The organism is Pseudomonas lyxosi, assembly GCF_047758685.1.
Lineage (GTDB): Bacteria > Pseudomonadota > Gammaproteobacteria > Pseudomonadales > Pseudomonadaceae > Aquipseudomonas > Aquipseudomonas lyxosi.
Window position 1 is genome coordinate 4703273 of the sequence record NZ_CP180481.1, and the last position, 20597, is coordinate 4723869.

At 52.6% G+C, this 20597-nt stretch carries 22 protein-coding genes; 16 read left to right on the top strand and 6 right to left on the bottom strand.

Annotated elements, in window-relative coordinates; translation table 11 throughout:
* Nucleotides 1-138: 138 nt before the first annotated feature.
* The 3 genes from ACMXYI_RS21645 to ACMXYI_RS21655 form a co-directional block, all read right to left on the bottom strand.
* The gene (locus ACMXYI_RS21645; RefSeq protein WP_415773946.1) at nucleotides 139-585 is read right to left on the bottom strand and encodes an AraC family transcriptional regulator ligand-binding domain-containing protein; all 447 of its coding nucleotides are present in this window, start codon (nucleotides 583-585) and stop codon (nucleotides 139-141) included.
* Nucleotides 586-807: 222 nt separating this feature from the next.
* Entirely contained in the window at nucleotides 808-1446 is a 639-nt protein-coding gene (locus ACMXYI_RS21650; RefSeq protein WP_415768989.1) for an RraA family protein, read from the bottom strand.
* Nucleotides 1447-1691: 245 nt separating this feature from the next.
* Nucleotides 1692-2396: a GntR family transcriptional regulator gene (locus tag ACMXYI_RS21655; RefSeq protein WP_415768990.1), complete on the bottom strand. Its 705-nt coding sequence runs from the start codon at nucleotides 2394-2396 to the stop codon at nucleotides 1692-1694.
* Nucleotides 2397-2843: 447 nt separating this feature from the next.
* Between ACMXYI_RS21655 and ACMXYI_RS21660 the strand changes: the two genes are divergently transcribed.
* The 5 genes from ACMXYI_RS21660 to ACMXYI_RS21680 all read left to right on the top strand — a co-directional run bounded on the left by ACMXYI_RS21660 (nucleotide 2844) and on the right by ACMXYI_RS21680 (nucleotide 6530).
* On the top strand, nucleotides 2844-3620 hold the full coding sequence (locus ACMXYI_RS21660) for an SDR family NAD(P)-dependent oxidoreductase (protein WP_415768991.1): 777 nt from the start codon (nucleotides 2844-2846) through the stop codon (nucleotides 3618-3620).
* 9 nt (nucleotides 3621-3629) lie between these two features.
* Nucleotides 3630-4298, top strand: a complete 669-nt coding sequence (gene pxpB / locus ACMXYI_RS21665) for a 5-oxoprolinase subunit PxpB (protein ID WP_415768992.1) — start codon at nucleotides 3630-3632, stop codon at nucleotides 4296-4298.
* Entirely contained in the window at nucleotides 4295-5254 is a 960-nt protein-coding gene (locus tag ACMXYI_RS21670; RefSeq protein WP_415768993.1) for a biotin-dependent carboxyltransferase family protein, read from the top strand. The genes pxpB and ACMXYI_RS21670 overlap by 4 nt, the downstream gene beginning before the upstream one ends.
* A 25-nt stretch (nucleotides 5255-5279) precedes the next feature.
* Complete coding sequence (locus tag ACMXYI_RS21675) at nucleotides 5280-6056, top strand: LamB/YcsF family protein (protein WP_415768994.1); 777 nt, start codon at nucleotides 5280-5282, stop codon at nucleotides 6054-6056.
* A gap of 261 nt (nucleotides 6057-6317) precedes the next feature.
* Complete coding sequence (locus tag ACMXYI_RS21680; RefSeq protein ID WP_415768995.1) at nucleotides 6318-6530, top strand: hypothetical protein; 213 nt, start codon at nucleotides 6318-6320, stop codon at nucleotides 6528-6530.
* Nucleotides 6531-6673: 143 nt separating this feature from the next.
* Here the strand turns inward: ACMXYI_RS21680 and can are convergent, their stop codons facing one another.
* The 3 genes from can to ACMXYI_RS21695 all read right to left on the bottom strand — a co-directional run bounded on the left by can (nucleotide 6674) and on the right by ACMXYI_RS21695 (nucleotide 9710).
* Entirely contained in the window at nucleotides 6674-7312 is a 639-nt protein-coding gene (gene can, locus ACMXYI_RS21685) for a carbonate dehydratase (RefSeq protein WP_415768996.1), read from the bottom strand.
* Nucleotides 7313-8130: 818 nt separating this feature from the next.
* Nucleotides 8131-8475 carry a RidA family protein gene (locus ACMXYI_RS21690; protein ID WP_415768997.1) on the bottom strand — a complete coding sequence of 115 codons (345 nt, stop codon included), beginning with the start codon at nucleotides 8473-8475 and terminating at the stop codon, nucleotides 8131-8133.
* A 59-nt stretch (nucleotides 8476-8534) separates the two neighbouring features.
* Nucleotides 8535-9710 carry an NAD(P)/FAD-dependent oxidoreductase gene (locus tag ACMXYI_RS21695; protein WP_415768998.1) on the bottom strand — a complete coding sequence of 392 codons (1176 nt, stop codon included), beginning with the start codon at nucleotides 9708-9710 and terminating at the stop codon, nucleotides 8535-8537.
* Nucleotides 9711-10201: 491 nt separating this feature from the next.
* Between ACMXYI_RS21695 and ACMXYI_RS21700 the strand changes: the two genes are divergently transcribed.
* The 11 genes from ACMXYI_RS21700 (at nucleotide 10202) to ACMXYI_RS21750 (ending at nucleotide 20169) form a co-directional block, all read left to right on the top strand.
* On the top strand, nucleotides 10202-11311 hold the full coding sequence (locus ACMXYI_RS21700) for a branched-chain amino acid ABC transporter substrate-binding protein (RefSeq protein WP_415768999.1): 1110 nt from the start codon (nucleotides 10202-10204) through the stop codon (nucleotides 11309-11311).
* A gap of 76 nt (nucleotides 11312-11387) precedes the next feature.
* Nucleotides 11388-12299 carry a branched-chain amino acid ABC transporter permease gene (locus ACMXYI_RS21705; protein ID WP_415769000.1) on the top strand — a complete coding sequence of 304 codons (912 nt, stop codon included), beginning with the start codon at nucleotides 11388-11390 and terminating at the stop codon, nucleotides 12297-12299.
* Entirely contained in the window at nucleotides 12299-13270 is a 972-nt protein-coding gene (locus ACMXYI_RS21710; RefSeq protein WP_415769001.1) for a branched-chain amino acid ABC transporter permease, read from the top strand. The genes ACMXYI_RS21705 and ACMXYI_RS21710 overlap by 1 nt, the downstream gene beginning before the upstream one ends.
* A 4-nt stretch (nucleotides 13271-13274) precedes the next feature.
* On the top strand, nucleotides 13275-14042 hold the full coding sequence (locus ACMXYI_RS21715; RefSeq protein WP_415769002.1) for an ABC transporter ATP-binding protein: 768 nt from the start codon (nucleotides 13275-13277) through the stop codon (nucleotides 14040-14042).
* Between the two features lie 4 nt (nucleotides 14043-14046).
* On the top strand, nucleotides 14047-14775 hold the full coding sequence (locus ACMXYI_RS21720) for an ABC transporter ATP-binding protein (protein ID WP_415769003.1): 729 nt from the start codon (nucleotides 14047-14049) through the stop codon (nucleotides 14773-14775).
* Nucleotides 14776-14817: 42 nt separating this feature from the next.
* Nucleotides 14818-16020 (top strand): pyridoxal phosphate-dependent aminotransferase, encoded by a 1203-nt coding sequence (locus tag ACMXYI_RS21725; protein ID WP_415769004.1) that lies wholly within the window; start codon nucleotides 14818-14820, stop codon nucleotides 16018-16020.
* Between the two features lie 8 nt (nucleotides 16021-16028).
* Entirely contained in the window at nucleotides 16029-16499 is a 471-nt protein-coding gene (accB, locus tag ACMXYI_RS21730) for an acetyl-CoA carboxylase biotin carboxyl carrier protein (RefSeq protein ID WP_415769005.1), read from the top strand.
* A 2-nt stretch (nucleotides 16500-16501) separates the two neighbouring features.
* Entirely contained in the window at nucleotides 16502-17884 is a 1383-nt protein-coding gene (gene accC, locus ACMXYI_RS21735) for an acetyl-CoA carboxylase biotin carboxylase subunit (RefSeq protein WP_415769006.1), read from the top strand.
* A complete protein-coding gene (locus ACMXYI_RS21740) occupies nucleotides 17881-18294 on the top strand; it encodes an acetyl-CoA carboxylase biotin carboxyl carrier protein (RefSeq protein WP_415769007.1) in 414 nt (137 codons plus the stop codon). Before accC ends, ACMXYI_RS21740 begins: the two co-directional genes overlap by 4 nt.
* 178 nt (nucleotides 18295-18472) lie before the next feature.
* Nucleotides 18473-19222, top strand: coding sequence for an electron transfer flavoprotein subunit beta/FixA family protein (locus ACMXYI_RS21745; protein ID WP_415769008.1), 750 nt, complete (start codon nucleotides 18473-18475; stop codon nucleotides 19220-19222).
* The gene (locus ACMXYI_RS21750) at nucleotides 19222-20169 is read left to right on the top strand and encodes an electron transfer flavoprotein subunit alpha/FixB family protein (protein WP_415769009.1); all 948 of its coding nucleotides are present in this window, start codon (nucleotides 19222-19224) and stop codon (nucleotides 20167-20169) included. The genes ACMXYI_RS21745 and ACMXYI_RS21750 overlap by 1 nt, the downstream gene beginning before the upstream one ends.
* Nucleotides 20170-20597: the final 428 nt, after the last annotated feature.

Consider the following 20597-nt stretch of genomic DNA (forward strand, 5'->3'; position numbering starts at 1 on the left):
CTTTCCGATACTCGTTCGGTGACTGTCCAAACCAGCGCCGGAACGCACGCGAAGGCTGTGGAATCACCGTAACCAAGCTGAAATGCTAGATCTTCCTGCTTCATCTCAGTATTTTCCAGCAGTTATCCAGCTAGTTGTTTACGCTCCGCTTCGACAAGTTTGCGGAAGGTAATGCCTTCCTCTGTCAGCCTGCGATGCAGGCTGCGCGACGCCATAGCCAGCATTCGCAACATCTTCGAGGGAGGCTGCCAGCCCCGTTGCCCCCATGAGAAGTTGTCGGACCTGGCCGGTGACGCCGTCGACTTGCCGTCTCTCCAGCTGCGCGCGGCACTGCTCTTCCAATAGCCGGACCAGATGTACGTCGTACATCGGCACAGGCAACTCTGCATCCTGTCGACGCAGCACGATGGCGTCGCGCGAACATCCATAGTGTGGCGCGATGCCGCTGAGTGCTTCGATCCAGTCAGCGTGCGCCAGCGGCCTGCCCTGAAATTCGAGCCGCAGCACGTGCAATCCCGACAAGGCGAGCTCGTCGAACAGACGAATGCCTGTCGCCATATCTCGCTCCATTAGGAACTGCCGCAGTGGTGTGGGATCGCTGAGGCGTCGACGCTAGTGCCGTATTCGTGCTGATCGCAGAATATCTCCAATCGGCAGTACGCCGTGCTAAGCGGCAGATAGCGGAGCGCGCACTGAATGGCCTCACGCACATTGCGACTGGTTCGCAGCGCAAATCCCCACCCGTCAAGTGGTGGGAAATGCCAAATTTGGCGCTGATCGACCCTCCTAGTGGAGAGATTTGGGCTGTTAGCCTAAACTCGCCCGAACCCTAGCTCTGAAATTATTTTCTACATCATCTTGAAGTTTCAGTTTGGCAGCTAACGATGAAACCAACCGCCGATCGATAACGATGATTCCGTCGCGGTCTCCGAAAATGGCATCACCTGGATTGCAGACTATGTGACCGCACGCAACAGGAAAACCTACCTGGCCCGGGCCGTATTTAGAAGGGCCCGCTGGATTTACCGCACGAGCATAAGTGGGAAGCCCCATGGCATCGAGCTCTTGAATGTCACGAACTGCGCCATCGATAACCACCGCTGCGACTTTGCGTGCAAGGCACACCTCGCCAAGCAAATCGCCGAATAATGCACGATTGATCTCTCCGTTTCCATTGATAACTAGAACATCACCTGGTTGGGCGTCGTCAAGAGCACGATGGATAGCGAGATTGTCACCCTCCCACGTAAGTATAGGAAGTACAGTTCCGAAGAATGTTGCTTTTCCTGCAACATGCCGGATCACTGACGCCATCATTCCCAAGCGCTGTAGAACATCACCTATCAATGCGACTGGATACATTGATATTTCTTCGATTTGAGCAAGCTCAGCTCTCTCCCATTTATTATTGACCGTGATACTCTCATCAGAAACGTTTATAAACATAGCGACCTCGATATTGGTTTGCTTATCAGTGTGCTTGCTAGATGACTTGGTTTAAAAACTTGTGTGGAAGAGTTGGCTCGAGAAAATTTAGTTCATAGCAGTTCGCTACTTCGGCTTTATTTAAGCTAAGGTGGAATGAATATGTCGAAAGGTTACTAAGTGACTATAGAACAGTGGGTATATGCGGCCGGCGCAGAGTTGGCGTTTAACATCTCTGCAGCGGCTTTAGTAAGTGGTGGCGATGCTTATGACTTCTCGGCCACCCTTTGAAGTTCACTCTGTTCTTGGTCACGAAGTTCACTCAATGATTTAACCAGGAATTTGCCTCCGTCTATAATGTGCATGTCCAACAGATTCACTGCTCGTAGGGTGTCGCGCTCGCGGCAGAGATCCAGCAGGATTAAATGCTCTCGATGCGATTTCTCTTGGCTGCCTGCGAGGTTGACCATCATTCTGGTATAGCGCTCAATTTGCTGATGAATCCGTCCGACCATTTCTATAGTCGCAGCGCGCTTGGAAGGGGCGTAAAGAGCCGTGTGGAAAGCCCAGTTGAGTTCGTGAGAATACTCAGAGTGTTGGCCTTCTTGTCCAAATAGCTCTGCACATTCTTTCGCGTGCTGAAGGTCCGCCTCTGTCATTTGTGGAATGGCTAGCGCTAGCAGCCACGTTTCAATCCTGGCTCGCAGCTCGTACATTTCCAAAATTTCCTCCAGGGAAATCTTAGAAACGATGGCGCCCTTATGGGATACCAATGTGACAAACCCTTCCGAATGCAGCTGATGTAGCGCCTCGCGGACGGGGATGCGGCTCACACCAATATCGGTGGCAATGTGCTCCTGCCGCAATTGGTGGCCTGCCTTGTATTCCCCAGACAGAATCCGCTTACGAATTAAGTCGGCTACCTGAGTCGAAATCGTTTTTTTCTGAACAACCATATCCTTACCAGCCATCGCACTTTATCGGTTAGTTGCCGCGTTTTAGGCGACCGGGTCGACAGCCCAGAGGGGATACTGTCGGCACATTTTGGTGTGCATCATCATCTTAGCAACCTTGCCCGTCGACTCCAGATAAAACCACGAAAAATCTGAATTGGATAAAATCTCCAATTATTCTTATGCCGAACACACTGTTCAGTCAACATTTTTCCCGACGGGAAAAACGTATTCCTCGGTCTAAATTCCAGATATTCATATAAAAACTATAAAAAACAAGGATATATGTAAGAAGGCAGCCGGGCCTACACTCATGCCATCTGCGTGGCCTAGCTTGGGCGCGGGCTAAGCTCCTGGTCAGCCAAGCTCACCAAAGCCCACGATTAAGCGAATTAAGCCCCAGTGGGCTGGTTTTTTTTTGTAAAGGATATAGTATCCAAAAGAACTTTAACGCTGGAGATGAACATGAAGCATCAAGATAAAGTGGTTATCGTCACTGGCGGGGCTCAGGGGCTGGGGTTGGCTTGTGCTGAAAGGTTCCTGGCTGACGGCGCCAAGGTACTTTTGGTGGATGTGAAGGCAGACATCGTCGAGGCGGTCGCAGGGCGCATGGGAGAAAACGTTAGTTTTTGGGCCGGAGATCTCAGCCTGATTAATAGCGATATGGCGAAAGAAATCGTCGACAAAGCCGTCAGTGTCTTCGGATCTGTCGATATCCTGGTAAACAATGCAGGGATCATCCATCTCGATGCGTTTGTAGATTTTCCCGAAGAAGCGTTCGACCGGGTACAGCGGGTCAACCTGAAAGCTCCGTTTTTGATCGCTCAAGCCGTCGCGCGGACGATGATTGTTCAGGGTCGAGGTGGCTCGATTATCAACATGTCTTCGATCAATGCCGAACTGGCCATCCCCAATTCTGTGGCATATGCGGTTTCGAAAGGTGGGATCAAACAACTGACTGCTGTAATGGCCGTTGGGCTTGCACCACATGGCATCCGGGTAAACGCGATTGGCCCTGGCACTATCCTTACCGATATGGTGAAAAGCTCTGTCATGGCCAGTGATGCTCAGAGGCAAACGATTCTTTCCCGTACCCCACTTGGGCGCTGCGGCGAACCCTCAGAAATCGCCAGCGTTGCTTCATTCCTCGCCAGTGACGACGCTTCTTACATCATCGGGCAAACCATCTATCCAGATGGCGGTCGCCTCATCCTCAACTACACCGTTCCAGTTAACGAGTGAGATGTAAGCATGGTTGAGATCGGCAGCGCCTCAAGATTAAGTCGTGCGGGGACTAACGGTATCCTTTTTGACGTCGCTTCAGAACGTTTCGATGAAGTGCTGCAGCAGCGCCTTTGGGCCGTTAACAAGGCATTGGCTGGTTCGCCACTGGTACGGGAAAGTGTTCCAGGGATGAATAACTTATTGGTGCTGTACGATTCCAGTCGAGTGGAGCCCCAGCAGATTGAAGATGTCTTACAAACGCTTTGGCATACCACTCAGCCTGACCCTCTCATCGGGCGAGATGTAGATGTGCCTGTAGTTTATGGGGGGGATTTTGGCGAAGATTTGCCAGCCCTATCAGAGCACACTGGTCTCAGCATTGAGAAGGTCATTGAGCTCCACAGTGAGGCAACCTACTGTGTGTCTAGCATTGGTGCTATGCCTGGATTTACGTATTTGTCAGGACTGCCCCCCGAACTGGCTTGGGCACGTAGATCGGTTCCGCGTATGCAGGTACGTAAAGGGGCGATCATCATAGGTGGTAGTCAGGCGGGCATCATGCCTAGCACTGCACCATCCGGTTGGCATGTGATTGGCCATACCGAAATTGGCTTATTTGATCCGATGAACACTCCGCCAAATCGGTTTCAACTGGGTGATCGCATTCACTTTCGAGTATCCGGAGTTCAATCATGATTGAAGTCCTAACTACTGGTGCCCCTAATTCGATTCAGGATCTTGGTCGATTTGGCCATCTAGATATTGGTGTAAGTCATTGTGGAGCGATGGATCGACCTGCATTAGCATTGGGAAATGCTCTGCTGGGAAACGCAACATCGGATGCGGGACTTGAAGTGGTTATGTTTCCTTTCAAACTCCGATTTCAAGAGCGTTGCCGCTTCGCGCTGACCGGTGCTGATTGTGGTGCGACGATAGCTGGTTGCCCGATACCTCCCAATTGGGTAAGCACCGCGCATGCAGGTCAAACACTTGTGCTGGAGCGACCTTTGAAAGGAGCACGAGCCTACTTAAGTTTCGAAGGGGGGGTCGACGTGCCGCCGTTAATGGGGTCGAGGTCGACTGATCTTAAATGCGCTTTCGGAGGGCTTGAAGGGAGAGGTTTGCGAAGAGGGGATCGTTTGTCTCTAGGTAGTCGGCCAACAGTAATCGGCGTCAGCGGTTTTGGAGCGATACCAGGCTATCTATCCGCTAACGAGGGTGATGTGAGCTTGCGGGTGCTACGCGCCGCGGAGCACGATTTTTTTACCAAAGACTCCTTGAAATCGTTTTATGCGACCGCTTGGGAGTTAACCCAGGAAGCTAATCGCATGGGCTATCGACTGAGTGGAATCGGTTTGAGTTTGAAGCATCCTGTCGAGCTATTCTCTCACGGCATTTTGTCGGGCACTGTTCAAGTCCCTCCATCAGGTCAGCCCATTATCCAGATGGCTGATGCAAACACCTGCGGCGGTTATCCAAAAATCGCCACTGTAATCGAAGCTGATTTGTGGCGGCTTGCCCAATCACCTTCGGGAACGAAGTTTCGTTTCGTTGAAACGGATCATCTGGAAGCAATCGAGGCCATGCGAAAAATTGAGCAGCAGCTCGAGGAAGTACGTATCGCGAGTCGACGGCTCTCGTTCAAGTCTTGATGTCACTTTAATTGGAGGAATTCCAATGTCGAAATTGCAAACAAAACTGAGCGTCGATCTCAACTCTGACATGGGCGAAGGTTTCGGCGCATACACGATGGGGGACGATGAAGCGATCCTTAACATCGTCAGTTCGGCCAACGTTGCCTGTGGTTTCCATGCTGGCGACCCCGAGATAATGGCAGCTACCTACAAGCTTGCTAAACAACGTGCGGTGACAGTCGGAGCGCATCCAGGGTTCCCAGACCTTTGGGGGTTTGGGCGGCGTAGCATGCAGTTTTCTCTTGGTGAGATAGAGCGGCTGATCGCTTATCAGATCGGCGCAGCACAGGCAGTCTCAACATACTCCGGTCATCCTATTCGCTACGTCAAAGTGCATGGGGCGTTAGGTAATCTCTGCCAAAGTGACGGTGAAATTGCTGCTGCCGTGAGTCGGGCAATCAAAGCAGTTGATCCAACGCTTGTGTGTCTGACGATCGCTCTTGGTCAACAGGAACGTATAGCCTCTGAAATGGGGTTGAGCGTCCGCTCTGAAATATTTGCTGATCGCGCATATACAGAGGAAGGACTCCTGGTTTCTCGCAAGCTGCCAGGTGCTGTGATCCATGACGCGGAAGCAGCAGCCGCTCGAGTAGTTCGGATGGTTAAGGCGGGTGGGATTGAAACCGTGTCTGGTAAAGTCTTAATGACGCCGATCGACTCAATCTGCGTACATGGTGATTCACCAGCCGCAGTGGGAATTGCGTCACGTGTGCGTCAAGTGCTTGAACAAGAAGGAATTGAAGTTAAGGCTTTTATTTGATCGATGAGATAAGGGCACGGCTGTGCCCTTATTCCGCATGGTCGTCAGGGGTAGCAAGCGGGCGTTGTTCTCTATCAAGTGTTCGCCCAACCCTAATGGAATAGATCAGTTGCTCCGTCGCAACTGGCAGCTAGCTTGATTGCGCGGTGCGTGAGGCCTGAAGTAGCATTCCAGGCACTGGAAGGTAACCGTCCAGCCAACACACGTTCCTGATCGCAACGCTTAGGGTGAAGTGTCCACCTAATTTTAAGCGGACGCCTAATGCCACAAGAACGTCGCCCCTATCCCAAATCCTTAAGGGGCCAGGTGATTGCCGAATGTGCGCAGCCTGACACCTCGAATGCCAGTGTTGCTCTGACCGACAACCTCACCGCCAACCTTGTGCATGAGTGGATTCCGGTGCATGAGCAGAAAAGCCTGGCACTGCAAACTGCCTTTATCTTGGTCAAGGCATCGCAGTCGACATCGCCTTGAACACCTGTTTGCATTCTCGTTTACCAAGCATTGCTTCCCCACTGACCAGCAGTTGCACAAACTGTATTTCAGGCCAAGACGAAATGCGCGACCGGGCCCGTCAATCGAACCCTTCGCAGACTGGATGAAGTGACTTAAGCCGATTAGTCGATCGGCCGCAGGCGATATTGCGGCGGCAGTTGCTCAAAGCCGCTGATGGTTGCGTCCAGGCTCTTCCAGCGACCATCCTTAATGCCATAAATACAACCATGGATCGACAGGCTCTGGCCGCGATGCCAAGCGTTTTGGATGATGCTGGTGTGACCGACATTAGCCACTTGCTGGATCACGTTCAACTCACACAGCCGGTCGACACGTTCTTCTTCCGTCGCTAACTGACCCAGCTCTACTCGTTTCTCGTAGTACAAGTCGCGAATCGAACGCAGCCAGCCATCGATCAGGCCGAACTGGCGATCCTCCATCGCCGCGCGCACACCGCCACAGCCATAGTGCCCGGTGACCAGGATGTGTTTGACCTTGAGCACATCCACGGCGTACTGGATCACCGACAGGCAGTTCAGGTCAGTATGCAGCACGACGTTGGCCACGTTGCGGTGCACGAACAAATCACCCGGGAGCATGCCTACAATTTCATTGGCTGGCACTCGTGCATCCGAACAACCGATCCAGAGGTATTCGGGGGTTTGCTGGCGTGCGAGCTTGGCGAAGAAATCAGGATCTTCCTGCTTGATTGCATCGGCCCAACGCAAATTGTTATCGATCAGTTCTTGTAGGTCGTTCATGTTCAAGCCTCATAAATGATCCGCAGCTTTGACAAGCGGCGAGCGCCCGAAGCCACGTCTCCTTGTCTCGGGTCGGGGGTAAAAACCTGTGAACTCTCACGTTGCATACCGGGGTCTATTCTAAAATAGGGCCCCAAGCATGAGTTGCAGCCATAACCCGGCCATTTCGCCCGTTGGCGATTCAGTCGTTATGCAATTTTGCAACTAGGCAAGGCGGGATGCCTGGACGCATACACTGCAAGTTGGTTCGATTTACGATGGCGACCAAAATCTCTGCTCCCACTGCGGATCGCATCTTGCTGCCGAGCGTAACGGATCAGCGTAATTATCGAACGCGTAGCGGCGTTGGCCGAGGAGCCGGCGCTAGGCTCGAGTATCACATCTGGACATATCAGGACGTAGCGTGGCTGTATGGTCATATCTCACTAGATACTCACAATTACAGCCTGATCGATAAGAGAAACATTAGTCGGTCATATCACTCGTTTGGTGCCTATATGGGCGCGAGCCGTCTCGCATGTGCGAGTTCGGAATGCGCGTCGGCTGGACGCTTACGATAATTTTGTTCGGTTCAGTGAAGGTCGCAGGCTGTTCTAGCGCAGCGTAAATGCCCTATGAACACTACAATCTCGCTCGTGCCGGCTCTATCTCAAAATCGCTTACTCACGCTCATCCATTTTTTGGGAAGCAATTTCGAGATGGGTTTCTCCATCAACTGCATGCAAATAAAGCCTGAGATAGGTCTCGATTCGAGGTCGAAATCCCTTTAGTCATCTGTCAAAGATAACGGCGGCGCCTTCTCAGGAGCCGCCTTGGAATTAGGTCGCTGCTACCACTGTTATTTCGAGCTTATGGCCAGGTTCGAGCAAATCCATGCGGCCTGTGGAGCGAGCGGGTGGGTTTTGCGGATCAATCCAAGTGTCCCATACGCTATTCATCTCGGCGAAATCGCCAATGTCTGCAAGCCAGATGGTTGCCTGCAATAACCGAGATTTATCGGTACCAGCTTTCTCTAGCAACGTGTCGATGCTAGCAAGTATTTGTCGAGTTTGATCGGCAGCGCTAGCGCCCGCTTCGCCAACCTGACCAGTCAAATAAACTGTGCCTTGATGGGCGACGGCAAGAGAAAGTCGAGGGGATTTGTCGATGCGAGAAATGCTCAATTTCGTATTCCTTAGATTCTTCTGAGAAAGGGCTGTCGAAAGATGCGCTTGGAAGGCAATCAATAAACGTGTTCTTCGATCTTTGCGCCTTCTGCGATACGTTCGTATCGGAAGGGCGTTAGATCGATGGTTCTATAGGCGCCGTAAGTGATCAGCTCGCTCACGCCGAGACCAGCTGCCGGCGCATGCATCATGCCGTGTCCACTAAAGCCATTGATGAGGATTAGATTGCTTAGCTCTGGGTGGTGACCAATCAGGGCGCTATGGTCGAATGTGTTGTATTCATAGAGGCCTGCCCAAGCACGCAGCATCCGCAATTGTTCAAACCCAGGGATACGATGTGCCAAAGCCGGCCAAATTTTCTCTTCGAAGAGATCGTAGTCGACGTCCAACCCAAAATTATCATCGTCGTTTTCTACTTCAGGCGTTATCCCACAGATATACAAATGACCCTCTGGGCGCAGGAAGAAGCCGCTGGTATCCATTATGAACGGTGCCTCGGGGTGCTTTTCCGGGCTGTCGAACACAAATACGCAGCGCTTGCGTGGGTACACGGGTACATCGACCCCTGCCATTCGAGCAACTTTTGCTGCCCAGGGCCCCGCGGCATTTACCACGGTATCCGCAATCAGCTTGTCTCCGGACTCCAGATTAACGGCGGCAATTCTGTCTCCGTCCATATCTAGTGAGCTCACGGTGCCGGCGATGTACTCGACCCCAAGCTTGCGAGCCTTGCGTCGGAATGCTTGAAGTAGGGCTGGGCCATCGAACCAACCCTCGGAATGCGTTCCATAAGATGCGATAGCCAAATCTTCAGTGTTGATCCAGGGGAATCGCTTTTTGAGGCTTTCTTTATCGAACAGCTCTGCCTCGAACCCACAGGCAACTTGCGTTTCGTGCTTGGCCTTAAAGTTGGCAACGTGCTCTTCGGCGCCGAGAAATAAATAGCCGGGCTCTCGCAAACCAACATCTGCATCGTGTCCTTCTACATAGAGGCGATCCCGAACGTCGCGCAGGAACTCGATGCTGTTGGCGGACATTTGAATATTGGGAGGAGTCCCAAACTGTTGCCGTATCGCGCTCGTAGAAAGCGAGGACGATGAAGCCTGGTAGAACGGGTCTCGCTCAATGACCGCAATCCGACCCTGAAAGTCGGGGTTTGACGAGAGGAAGAAGGCCAGCGAGCTTCCTATAACGCCGCCGCCGATGATGACTACATCATATGTTCGCTGCATGAAGATCTACCTATATGAGATTCGGTTCAGCCACGCAAGCAGGCAGTGGCGTGACGGAATCCACTATGCATAAAATTGGATACAGTGTCCAGATCCACTGAAATGCGTGTTGAAATATCTTGGATACCGTTATCGGGAGCGCTCCACAGAATAGGTGCGGCGTTTTGGTTCTTTACCTCTGCGACGGTGCATTTTTAGGGCGATTTGATAGCCTATAACGCGCCTAAATAATAGAAAATCGCTATGTATACAGTGGCTTATGTGATTTTTAATGGTTTGTGGATTTCAAGGGCTGAGCTCATTTCAGCTTATTTCGCTGCGTGGGGTCATATCCATTTGCGACGTCGCAGGCTAGATCCGTTTGACACCCTTTCAAGGATACTGTATCCATTATCCAGTGGTTGCAGAAATGCCCATTTACGCGACGATAACGCTAATCCGGAGCCTTATGACCGCTCCGGATCCCAATCAGGCGGACGGAGACAAAAATTATGAGCGCTAAATTCAAGCTGGCCGTATGTGCGGCAGCCTTGTTCACAGCAACGCCACTGATGTCTGCAATGGCAGGGGAGATCAAACTTGGGATCATCGCGCCGATGACCGGCCAGCAGGCTAGCGAAGGACAGGACATGGAAAACGCGATCAAGTTGGCAGTGTCTGACCTGAACGCGAAGGGCGGCGTAAATGGCAACACCATCACCACGATTACTGCAGATGACGCTTGTGATCCGCAGCAGGGTGTTACAGCCGGTAGCAAGCTGGTTTCGAGCGGGGTGACAGCTATCGTTGGTGGTTACTGCTCTGGGGCGGTACTTCCTACGCTTAAGCTCTACGGTGATGCAGGGGTGCCTTTCGTTATGGTTGCCACGAATTCTGCCAAGCTTGTCACTGCGAACCCTGGTAATGCTGTCATGATGAATTCGACTGCCGACGCTCAGGTCGCAACCGCCATTGGCCTTTTCAGCAAAAGAGGCGTGAAAAGCGTTGTTTTGGTCAACGAGGGCGACGCTTACTCGGCGGACTTAGCCAAAATGACTGCTGAACAATTTGCAGCAGCAGGAGGTACCGTTGCCGCGAATGAGCGGGTGACGACAGGGGAGCAAGATTTTTCCGCATTGGTTAGCAACATCCGCTCGAAGAAGCCTGATGCAGTTTTTTGGACTGGATACCATGCTGGTGCCGCGTTGCTGACTAAGCAACTTCGCCAAGGTGGTTACAAAGGGATGATAGTTCTGGGCGATGGCGCTAACTCTCCCGAGTACCTAACCATTGCAGGCTCTGCTTCCGAAGGTGTCTACATATTTTCCCCTCCTGTGCTGGATTTCTTGCCTAACGCTGCTGCGTTTAAGAAAGCCTATATTTCAACTTACAAACGTGATCCTGGTGCCTACGCGGCCATGTCTTATGACGGGGCCATGCTGATGGCTGATGCCATCAATCGAGCCAAATCAACAGATCACAAAGCTGTAGTTGCAGCGCTGAGAGATAGCGACTACTCCGGCTTGGCTGGTGAGATCAAGTTCACGCCTCAGAACACGCTCGCCCGTTCAAATTTTGCGGTGCTGGTAGTGAAAGACAAAAAGTGGGCATTGGCTGAGTAAGTCATTGCGCTTGGCGACGAGCAGGTCGCATGACTCTGCTCTAGTCGCGTTTTTTGTACATTGGCAGGACTTCAGCATGTCTAGTGAACTTTTCATTCAACAACTCGTGAACGGCCTGATACTCGGATCGTTCTATGCCCTAATCGCTCTGGGTTACAGCATGGTGTTTGGGGTAATCAAACTTCTGAACTTCGCCCATGGTGACGTTTACATGACCGGTTCTTTTGTCGGTTTGGTCACACTTGGTGTCGTCGGTACATGGTTAGGCAACGGATGGATGGGGCTGTTGTGCGCTCTACTTATCAGCATGCTTTTGATAGGCGTGCTGGGAGTATTGATCGAGCGCCTCGCTTACCGCCCAATGCGCAATGCGCCAAAGTTATCCATCCTTATCACAGCACTTGGGATGTCCATGGTTCTCAATAGTGCGGCTCTCGCACTCACTGGGGGCAAACATGAAGCCTTCACTGTTGATTTAGGGTTCGATGGTATTGATTTGAGCAATGTGCATATCACCTACACACAGATGTTTCTGGTGGGGTTAGCCATCACGCTAATGATTGCCCTAGAGCTATTTGTTTCTCGCAGCAAATACGGTAAGGCCATGCGCGCAGTGTCTATTGATCCTGGCGCAAGTCGCTTAATGGGTATTAACGTTGACCGCATCATTTCACTGACGTTCTTTATTGGCTCTGCCTTGGCTGCATGCGGTGGCGTAATGGCCGGAGCCTACTACGGAAGTACCCATTTCTTCATGGGCTTTGTCATGGGGCTCAAAGCATTCACTGCTGCCGTGATTGGTGGCATTGGAAGCATTCCGGGCGCAATGCTAGGTGGCTTGGTACTCGGTTTGCTGGAAGCGTTAGGTACCTCGTTACCGTTTGTTGACTCATCGTGGCGAGATGTTTTCGTCTTCGCCATCCTGATTACGTTCTTAGTCCTACGGCCCACAGGCATCTTGGGACGCTCGGTCGTGGAGCGCGTCTGATGAATACAAATACATCAATTCCTACGATCCCCAAGACCGCTACCTCGTCTTGGAGAGACTCAAGAGCTGTACAAGTTTGTGGTGTTTTGTTCCTGTTGGCTATTGCGCTTTTGCTTCCAAAATTTGCCAACAATTATGTGATTGAGGTCGCGAGTAACATCCTTATTTACATGGTGCTATGCCTGGGGCTCAACATCGTCGTTGGGTATGCTGGCCTCCTAGATCTCGGGTATGCGGCTTTTTTTGCAGTAGGCGCTTACACCACCGGCATTTTAACCAGTGAATTCGGAATGAACTTTTGGTTAACAATTCCGATAGCCATGACGTTTGCTTGTCTAGCCGGGATCATTATTGGGAGTCCAACCCTACGTCTACGCAGCGACTATTTGGCCATCGTTACGTTGGGTTTCGGTGAAATTGTCCGAATCATTGCTCGAAATCTGGACATCACTGGTGGCGCCAGTGGCTTGGTAGGCATTAACCGACCTTCCTTGTTCGGGTTTCAGCTGATTCAGGTGCAGCACTTCTACTACCTGTTCTTGGCATTGGTCGTATTGACGGTATTCGTATGCTTAAGCATCGAGCGTTCGCGCATCGGTAGGGCCTGGCGTTATGTGCGCTTCGATGAGGATGCCGCAGCAGGCATTGGTATTAATCGAGTAGCGGTCAAGCTGTATGCGTATATGACGGGTGCCATTATCGCATCCGTGGCGGGGTGTTTCTACGCGACTAAGATGACCGCGATCTCCCCAGAAAGCTTCACCTTTAGCCAGTCCCTTTTGATTTTGCTGGGAGTTGTACTAGGCGGGATGGGCAAGATCCCAGGAGTATTGCTTGGTGCCGCCGTGGTGACGTTGATTCCTGAAATTTTCCGTGACGCAGGTACTTGGCGTCCTCTAATCACCGCTGTCGCGTTGCTAGCCATCATGTTGTTCAGGCCGCACGGCATTTGGCCCGAGAAGAGAGGTTAAAACAATGTCACTACTAGACGTTAACAATATTAGTCTGGGGTTCGGCGGGCTCGATGTTCTGAGCGACGTATCCTTCCAGGTTAAGAAAAACGCAATTAATAGTGTGATCGGCCCGAATGGAGCAGGTAAGACCTCTCTGTTCAATTGCCTCACCGGATTTTACAAAGCAAGCAAGGGCACCATTTCTTTAGATGGGACGCCGCTTAAAGGCCTCCCACCTCACCGAATTACTCAGGCCGGGCTCGCTCGGACGTTTCAAAATCTACGATTGTTCAAAGAAATGACCGTACTAGAGAACGTGATGTCGGGTCGTCACTGCCGAACTCATCACGGATTGTGGTCGGCAATTTTACACCTGCCGTCACAACGTCGTGAGGAGCGAGAGATCGCCGCCGCCAGCCAACACTGGCTCGATTTTGTAGGCATCGGCCATCACGCAAATCGCATCGCCGGTAGCCTTTCTTATGGCGATCAGCGCCGGGTGGAATGGGCCCGGGCCTTGGCATCCGAACCGAAGCTTATTCTGCTGGACGAGCCGGCAGCAGGCCTCAACGAAGAGGAAAAAAATTCGCTCATTCATCTCATTCGTCGAGTTCGTGATGAGACCGGTACAACGGTTTTGCTGATCGAACACGATATGGGCCTGGTAATGCAGGTTTCCGAGAACGTGGTGGTTTTGGATCACGGCCAGAAGATTGCGGATGGCAAACCTTCCCAAGTTCAGAAGGATCCGAAAGTCATCGAAGCCTACCTTGGCCCCGAGGGGGAATAACCAAATGAGCGAGATTCTACTCAGCGTTAAAGCGATGGATGGAGGCTACGGCAGTATCAAGGCACTCCATGGCATCGATCTTGATGTGCACCAAGGCCAGGTGGTTTGTTTGCTTGGTGCTAACGGTGCGGGGAAAAGCACAACCCTGCGCACTATTTCGGGCTTAATTCGTTCAACGGCCGGCAGCATTCGATTCCTCGGTGAGGACATTACCCGAGTACCGGCGCATACGTTGCCCTATATGGGGCTTGTACATGTACCCGAAGGCCGACGCATCTTCGGAGAAATGAGCATCAAGGACAACCTTGAGCTTGGCGGCTTCACACTCAAGGATGGAGTTGAGAAGCGCCGTCGTATGGATCTGGTTTTTGACCTTTTCCCTGTGTTGGCAAAGCGACGGGACAAGGACGCGGTGTTTCTTTCCGGTGGTGAACAGCAAATGTTGGCAATCGGTCGCGCCATGATGGCTGGGCCGAAATTGCTACTGCTAGACGAGCCATCGATGGGGCTTGCGCCGTTGATGATCAAAGAGGTCTTACGCATCGTCAAACAGCTCAATGATGAGGGGACGACGATCCTGCTGGTCGAGCAAAACAGCAAGTTGGCACTGAAGTTCGCACATTACGGTTATGTGCTGGAGACGGGACGAATCACTACCGAAGGCACTCCGGATGAGTTGCTTGGAGATGGAGCGATGGTTCGTGCCTATCTCGGAGCCACTGCAAGCATCTAACCGTTATCAGAACTCAAAAAACACTTCTTGAAGGATACGATCGTGAGCTTTATCGCACCGCGTCTTAATGTCATTAAACCTTCCGCAAGTATTACTGTTGCCAATCGGGCTGCTGAACTACGTGCAGCTGGCCAGGATGTTATCAACCTCGGAACTGGTGAGCCGGATTTCGCCACGCCGGATCACGTGGTTGAAGCGGCTATCTCCGCCATCCGCAATGGCGAGACTCGGTACACCATCGTCGACGGTACGAAGGCCCTGAAGGCCGCAATCATCGAAAAGTTTCGTCGAGACAACCAGCTCACTTTTTCTATGGATGAAATTACCGTAGGGGCAGGAGCCAAACAGATTATTTACAACGCGATGCTCGCCACTTTGGCGCCCGGGGACGAGGTAATTGTTCCTGCCCCGTATTGGGTTTCATACACCGACATCGTTCTTCTCGGTGAAGGCGTGCCAGTGGTACTACAATGCACACAGCAGGACGGTTTCAAGCTGCGTCCAGAAGTATTAGAGCAAGCCATTACGCCTCGCACGAAGTGGCTGATGCTGAATAGCCCGAGCAATCCGACTGGTGCGATCTACAGCCATGACGAACTGAAAGCGCTTGCAGAGGTGCTTTTGCGCTACCCACATGTACATGTGATGAGTGACGATATTTACGAGCACGTACTGTATGAGGGTGCCAGTTTCTCAACGATCGCTGCTGTGGAACCCCGACTCAAAGAACGCACCCTGACAATTAACGGTGTGTCGAAGGCGTATGCGATGACGGGCTGGCGGATTGGTTTCGCTGGCGGCAGCAAAGAGCTGATTAAGGCCATCTCGACTGTCCAGGGGCAAAGCACGAGTAACCCGTGCTCGATTTCCCAAGCGGCCAGTGTCGCAGCCTTGCTGGGCCCCCAGGATCTCTTGGCTGAACGGGCAGCTGCATTTCAGCATCGCCGTGACCGTTGCATCGAATTGATCCGAGATATCCCAGGGTTATCTTGTGAAGTGCCTCCGGGCGCTTTCTACCTGTACATCAATTGCGCCGGCGTAATTGGTAAGTCCCGTCTTGATGGCCGGGCTATCGCCAGTGACGAGGACTTTACGATGTACCTACTCGACGATGCAAAGGTAGCTGTTGTGCAAGGTGCTGCATACGGTCTCTCGCCGTACATTCGTATCTCCATCGCCACGTCATTAGAAACTCTGGAATGTGCATTCGCGCGAATTGCTGCAGCCGTCGCAAATTTGAGCTGAGAACGTCCATGAATATAGAACTGATCGAGCGGCTGATCGCGATCGTTGAGCGATCCCAATTGGCTGAGATGGAGTACACCGAGGATGGCGAACGGGTACGGATCATCCGTAAACCACAGTCGGTACAACAGTCGACGTCGACTCTGAAACCCGGTGGAGCATCATCCCTAACAGCAGTCTCTAGAGTGACAGATCCAACTATTGCTCCCTCAAACTCTGAAGTCCCTAGTGACTCTGGTTTAACTGTCAAGGCGGGTATGGCAGGTGTGTTCTACCGATCCTCAGCCCCTGACAAACCAAACTTTGTTTCCGTTGGTGATTTGGTGGAAGAGGGGCAGACCCTCGGAATACTAGAAGCGATGAAAATGCTGAATCCGATCGAGGCCGATACTGCCGGCCGTATAGTGCAAATTCTGCAGGATGACGGTACTTCGGTTGAAGCTGGCGCAGGACTATTCATTATCCAGTCGGTGGATTGACCATGAGCAAAGCTAAATTTGATACTGTTTTGATCGCAAATCGTGGTGAGATCGCTTTACGGATTCTGCGAGCCTGCCGGGAGTTGGATCTACGGACAGTTGCGGTGCATTCGGAAGCTGACTCTAGTCTCCGTCACGTTCAGCTTGCAGACCAGGCTCTATGTATCGGGCCGGCTAGTGCAGCGCGAAGTTACCTGGATCAACAGCAACTTCTGTTAGCAGCAGAGCTGACCGGGGCAGGCGCGATTCACCCTGGATATGGTTTTTTGTCAGAGAACGCTGGATTTGCTGAGGCGGTAGAGCAATCCGGACGCGTCTTCATCGGGCCTACGGCCGCATCTATCCGTTTGATGGGCGATAAAGTTTCGGCGAAGCAAGCGATGCTGAAAGCCGGTGTACCTTGCGTTCCGGGCTCCCCAGGGGCCTTGTCAAAAGACCGCGACGAGGTGCGAGCGCTTGCGGCCGAAGTTGGCTATCCGTTGATTGTGAAAGCATCGGGTGGGGGTGGCGGTCGGGGTATGCGAATAGTCCGACAGCCTAAAGAGCTGGACGACGCTGTGGATATGACTCGTGAGGAGGCGGGCCGTGCGTTCGGTAACCCAGAGGTCTACATCGAGAAATTTCTGGAGCATCCTAGGCACGTAGAGATTCAAATTCTCGCAGATGGGCAGGGCAATGCAGTCTGGTTGGGAGAGCGCGACTGTTCAATGCAGCGTCGGCACCAAAAAGTGATTGAGGAATCTCCAGCGCCAGGCATCGACCGCTCCGCAATTGCGGAAATTGGCGAGCGTTGCGTTGAAGCATGTCGGTTGATCGGATATCGCGGTGCTGGCACCTTTGAATTCCTCTATGAGAACGGACAGTTCTATTTCATTGAAATGAACACAAGGGTTCAGGTTGAACACCCTGTTACCGAACTTGTAACTGGCGTGGATATCGTCCGTGAGCAGCTCTTGATTGCATTGGGCGAACCGCTAAAACTCACGCAAGGTGATATTCGTATTCAAGGCCACGCCATTGAATGCCGCATTAACGCTGAGGATCCGTTGAAGTTCATGCCAACGCCTGGCCGAGTTTCTCAATGGATCGCACCAGGAGGGCCGGGAATACGGGTCGAGACCCATCTGTATCCTGGCTACAGCGTGCCCCCTCATTACGATTCACTGGTCGCCAAGCTTTTAGCCCATGGTTCGACTCGCGCCGAGGCCATTTCTCGGATGAGGGGTGCTTTGTCTGAAACGGTGTTGGATGGCATCTCAAGCACTATCGGACTGCATTCAATTCTTATGACCGAACCTGGCTTCGTTGAAGGTGGTTTTGATATTCACCACTTGGAACGTTATCTCGGTCAGGTTGAGACAGAGCGGAAGGGGAGCAGCAAATGAGCCCAGAATTCATCGAGCAACTGGTGGAGCTATTGAAAGGCAGTTCCATCGTGGAGTTTGAATATGAAAAGGGGGGAGCATGTGTTCGCCTTCGCCTGGATCAAAACCTGGATCGACGGGAGGGCTACCAGGCTACGTCTGGGGATGAAGCCCCACCGCATGTGCCTAAGGTGACGAAAAAAAATATTGTTGCGGGCGATATCGGCGTGCTTCGTCTTACTCACCCCCAGCATGACAAGCCTTTTGTAGCACTTGGCGCGCCGGTTATGAAGGGTCAAATAGTCGCTTTTCTGCAGGTGGGAGAAATGCTGCGGGAAATCACCTCAACAGTCGAAGGCACCTTGGGTCAATGTCTCGTCAAAGAAGGTGACCTGATTGGGTATGGACAGGCTGTTTTCGAAATCGAGTGATGATCGCAGTATGGCAATGACTTGTGGAGTCAAGACCGGGGCAACACCTCGATGCGGCTTTCGAGTTGATAGCCGCCGACGGGTTCGATGACATGTCAATACGCACATTGGCGACATCAGTCGGTCTGCATGGTTGAGGTCAGACACATTATAAAAAGGTTCTAACGAGAGTTATGAAATGAAGATTCTAGTAGCCGTCAAACGAGTGGTTGATTACAACGTCAAGGTTCGCGTCAAGGCGGACAATTCCGGTGTCGACCTCGCTAACGTGAAGATGTCGATGAACCCATTCTGCGAAATCGCCGTGGAAGAAGCCGTACGCCTGAAAGAGAAAGGTGTTGCGACTGAAATCGTCGTCGTTTCCGTTGGCCCGTCCACCGCACAAGAGCAACTGCGCACCGCGCTGGCTCTGGGTGCCGACCGCGCCATCCTCGTCGAATCCGCTGAAGATCTGACGTCCCTGGCGGTTGCCAAACTGTTGAAAGCCGTTGTCGACAAGGAACAGCCGCAACTGGTGATCCTCGGCAAACAGGCCATCGACAGCGACAACAACCAGACCGGCCAGATGCTCGCTGCACTGAGCGGCTACGGTCAGGGCACGTTCGCGTCCAAAGTCGAAGTCAGCGGCGACAGCGTTGCCGTGACCCGCGAAATCGACGGCGGCGCGCAGACAGTTTCCCTGAAACTGCCGGCCATCGTCACCACCGACCTGCGTTTGAACGAGCCGCGTTATGCGTCCCTGCCAAACATCATGAAAGCCAAGAAGAAGCCTCTCGAAGTGCTGACTCCGGACGCTTTGGGCGTTTCCACCGCCTCCACCAACAAGACCGTGAAAGTCGAAGCGCCAGCTGCACGCAGCGCGGGTATCAAGGTCAAGTCGGTGGCTGAACTGGTCGAAAAACTGAAAAACGAAGCGAAGGTGATCTGATGACTACTTTGGTAATCGCTGAGCACGAAAATGGCGTGATTGCTCCCGCCACCCTGAACACCTTGGCCGCCGCTTCCAAAATCGGCGGCGACATCCACGTGCTGGTTGCTGGCCAGAATGTGGGTGCTGTTGCTGAAGCCGCTGCAAAAATCGCTGGCGTGGCAAAAGTGCTGGTGGCCGACAACGCCGCCTACGCTCACCAGTTGCCGGAAAACGTCGCTCCTCTGGTAGCAGAGCTGGGCAAGGGCTACAGCCACATCCTGGCTGCCGCGACTTCCAACGGCAAAAACATCCTGCCGCGCGTTGCCGCCCAGCTGGACGTTGACCAGATCTCCGAGATCATCTCAGTGGAAAGCGCCGACACCTTCAAGCGTCCGATCTACGCAGGTAACGCTATCGCTACCGTTCAATCGAACGCGGCAGTGAAAGTGATCACCGTGCGTGCTACTGGTTTCGACCCGGTTGCCGCTGAGGGCGGTTCGGCTTTGGTTGAAGCCGTTGCCGCCGCCCACAACGCTGCGATCTCCAGCTTCGTCGGTGAAGAATTGGCCAAGTCCGATCGTCCGGAACTGACCGCTGCCAAGATCGTCGTTTCCGGCGGTCGCGGCATGCAGAACGGCGATAACTTCAAATACCTGTACGCCCTGGCCGACAAGCTGGGCGCTGCCGTCGGTGCTTCGCGCGCCGCGGTCGACGCAGGTTTCGTACCCAACGATATGCAGGTCGGCCAAACCGGCAAGATCGTCGCACCACAGCTGTACATCGCCGTCGGCATCTCCGGCGCGATCCAGCACCTGGCTGGTATGAAAGATTCCAAAGTGATCGTGGCGATCAACAGGGACGAAGAAGCGCCGATCTTCCAGGTAGCCGATTACGGCCTGGTGAGTGATTTGTTTGAGGTGCTACCTGAATTGACTTCAGCTTTGAACAGTGACGGAGCCCAGTAACAGGCCTTTTGGTAAAGCCCCGCGCTGACTCTTTTCGGGCCACGAGCGGGGCTGCCCTATTTGGGGATTCACGAATGTTCCCGCGTTTGCCATTCATCTAGATACCTAAGTATTTGCCATTCATCCTAGATACCTATGTAGAGGTGCCAACCCTTGGCACGGTTAAACGATTTCTGGTACCGCTTGGATCACCAGCGTTGGTCAATATGGGCTTAACCCTACGGATCCCTACCCAAGGGGCCATACCCATCTCGGATGTCTGGTTCTAGTTTTGCTAAGGTGCTGGCGGCAGTGTTGTAGCCTCTCAGCAGCCGACTCACTTCAGGGCGGATTAATCTAACTGAGATCACGGTGTTCGCATCAACAGAGCTGGGAATCACCCTGTTGCTGTTGGATTGAGGTAGCCTCTCAACTGAGCCAAAGAGCAA

Excerpts from the sequence above, each read along its gene's own strand:
- ACMXYI_RS21650 (WP_415768989.1), bottom strand. The coding sequence starts at position 1,446 with ATGTTTATAAACGTTTCTGATGAGAGTATCACGGTCAATAATAAATGG.
- ACMXYI_RS21655 (WP_415768990.1), bottom strand. The coding sequence starts at position 2,396 with ATGGCTGGTAAGGATATGGTTGTTCAGAAAAAAACGATTTCGACTCAG.
- ACMXYI_RS21660 (WP_415768991.1), top strand. The coding sequence starts at position 2,844 with ATGAAGCATCAAGATAAAGTGGTTATCGTCACTGGCGGGGCTCAGGGG.
- pxpB (WP_415768992.1), top strand. The coding sequence starts at position 3,630 with ATGGTTGAGATCGGCAGCGCCTCAAGATTAAGTCGTGCGGGGACTAAC.
- ACMXYI_RS21670 (WP_415768993.1), top strand. The coding sequence starts at position 4,295 with ATGATTGAAGTCCTAACTACTGGTGCCCCTAATTCGATTCAGGATCTT.
- ACMXYI_RS21675 (WP_415768994.1), top strand. The coding sequence starts at position 5,280 with ATGTCGAAATTGCAAACAAAACTGAGCGTCGATCTCAACTCTGACATG.
- ACMXYI_RS21680 (WP_415768995.1), top strand. The coding sequence starts at position 6,318 with ATGCCACAAGAACGTCGCCCCTATCCCAAATCCTTAAGGGGCCAGGTG.
- can (WP_415768996.1), bottom strand. The coding sequence starts at position 7,312 with ATGAACGACCTACAAGAACTGATCGATAACAATTTGCGTTGGGCCGAT.
- ACMXYI_RS21695 (WP_415768998.1), bottom strand. The coding sequence starts at position 9,710 with ATGCAGCGAACATATGATGTAGTCATCATCGGCGGCGGCGTTATAGGA.
- ACMXYI_RS21700 (WP_415768999.1), top strand. The coding sequence starts at position 10,202 with ATGAGCGCTAAATTCAAGCTGGCCGTATGTGCGGCAGCCTTGTTCACA.
- ACMXYI_RS21705 (WP_415769000.1), top strand. The coding sequence starts at position 11,388 with ATGTCTAGTGAACTTTTCATTCAACAACTCGTGAACGGCCTGATACTC.
- ACMXYI_RS21710 (WP_415769001.1), top strand. The coding sequence starts at position 12,299 with ATGAATACAAATACATCAATTCCTACGATCCCCAAGACCGCTACCTCG.
- ACMXYI_RS21715 (WP_415769002.1), top strand. The coding sequence starts at position 13,275 with ATGTCACTACTAGACGTTAACAATATTAGTCTGGGGTTCGGCGGGCTC.
- ACMXYI_RS21720 (WP_415769003.1), top strand. The coding sequence starts at position 14,047 with ATGAGCGAGATTCTACTCAGCGTTAAAGCGATGGATGGAGGCTACGGC.
- accB (WP_415769005.1), top strand. The coding sequence starts at position 16,029 with ATGAATATAGAACTGATCGAGCGGCTGATCGCGATCGTTGAGCGATCC.
- accC (WP_415769006.1), top strand. The coding sequence starts at position 16,502 with ATGAGCAAAGCTAAATTTGATACTGTTTTGATCGCAAATCGTGGTGAG.
- ACMXYI_RS21740 (WP_415769007.1), top strand. The coding sequence starts at position 17,881 with ATGAGCCCAGAATTCATCGAGCAACTGGTGGAGCTATTGAAAGGCAGT.
- ACMXYI_RS21745 (WP_415769008.1), top strand. The coding sequence starts at position 18,473 with ATGAAGATTCTAGTAGCCGTCAAACGAGTGGTTGATTACAACGTCAAG.
- ACMXYI_RS21750 (WP_415769009.1), top strand. The coding sequence starts at position 19,222 with ATGACTACTTTGGTAATCGCTGAGCACGAAAATGGCGTGATTGCTCCC.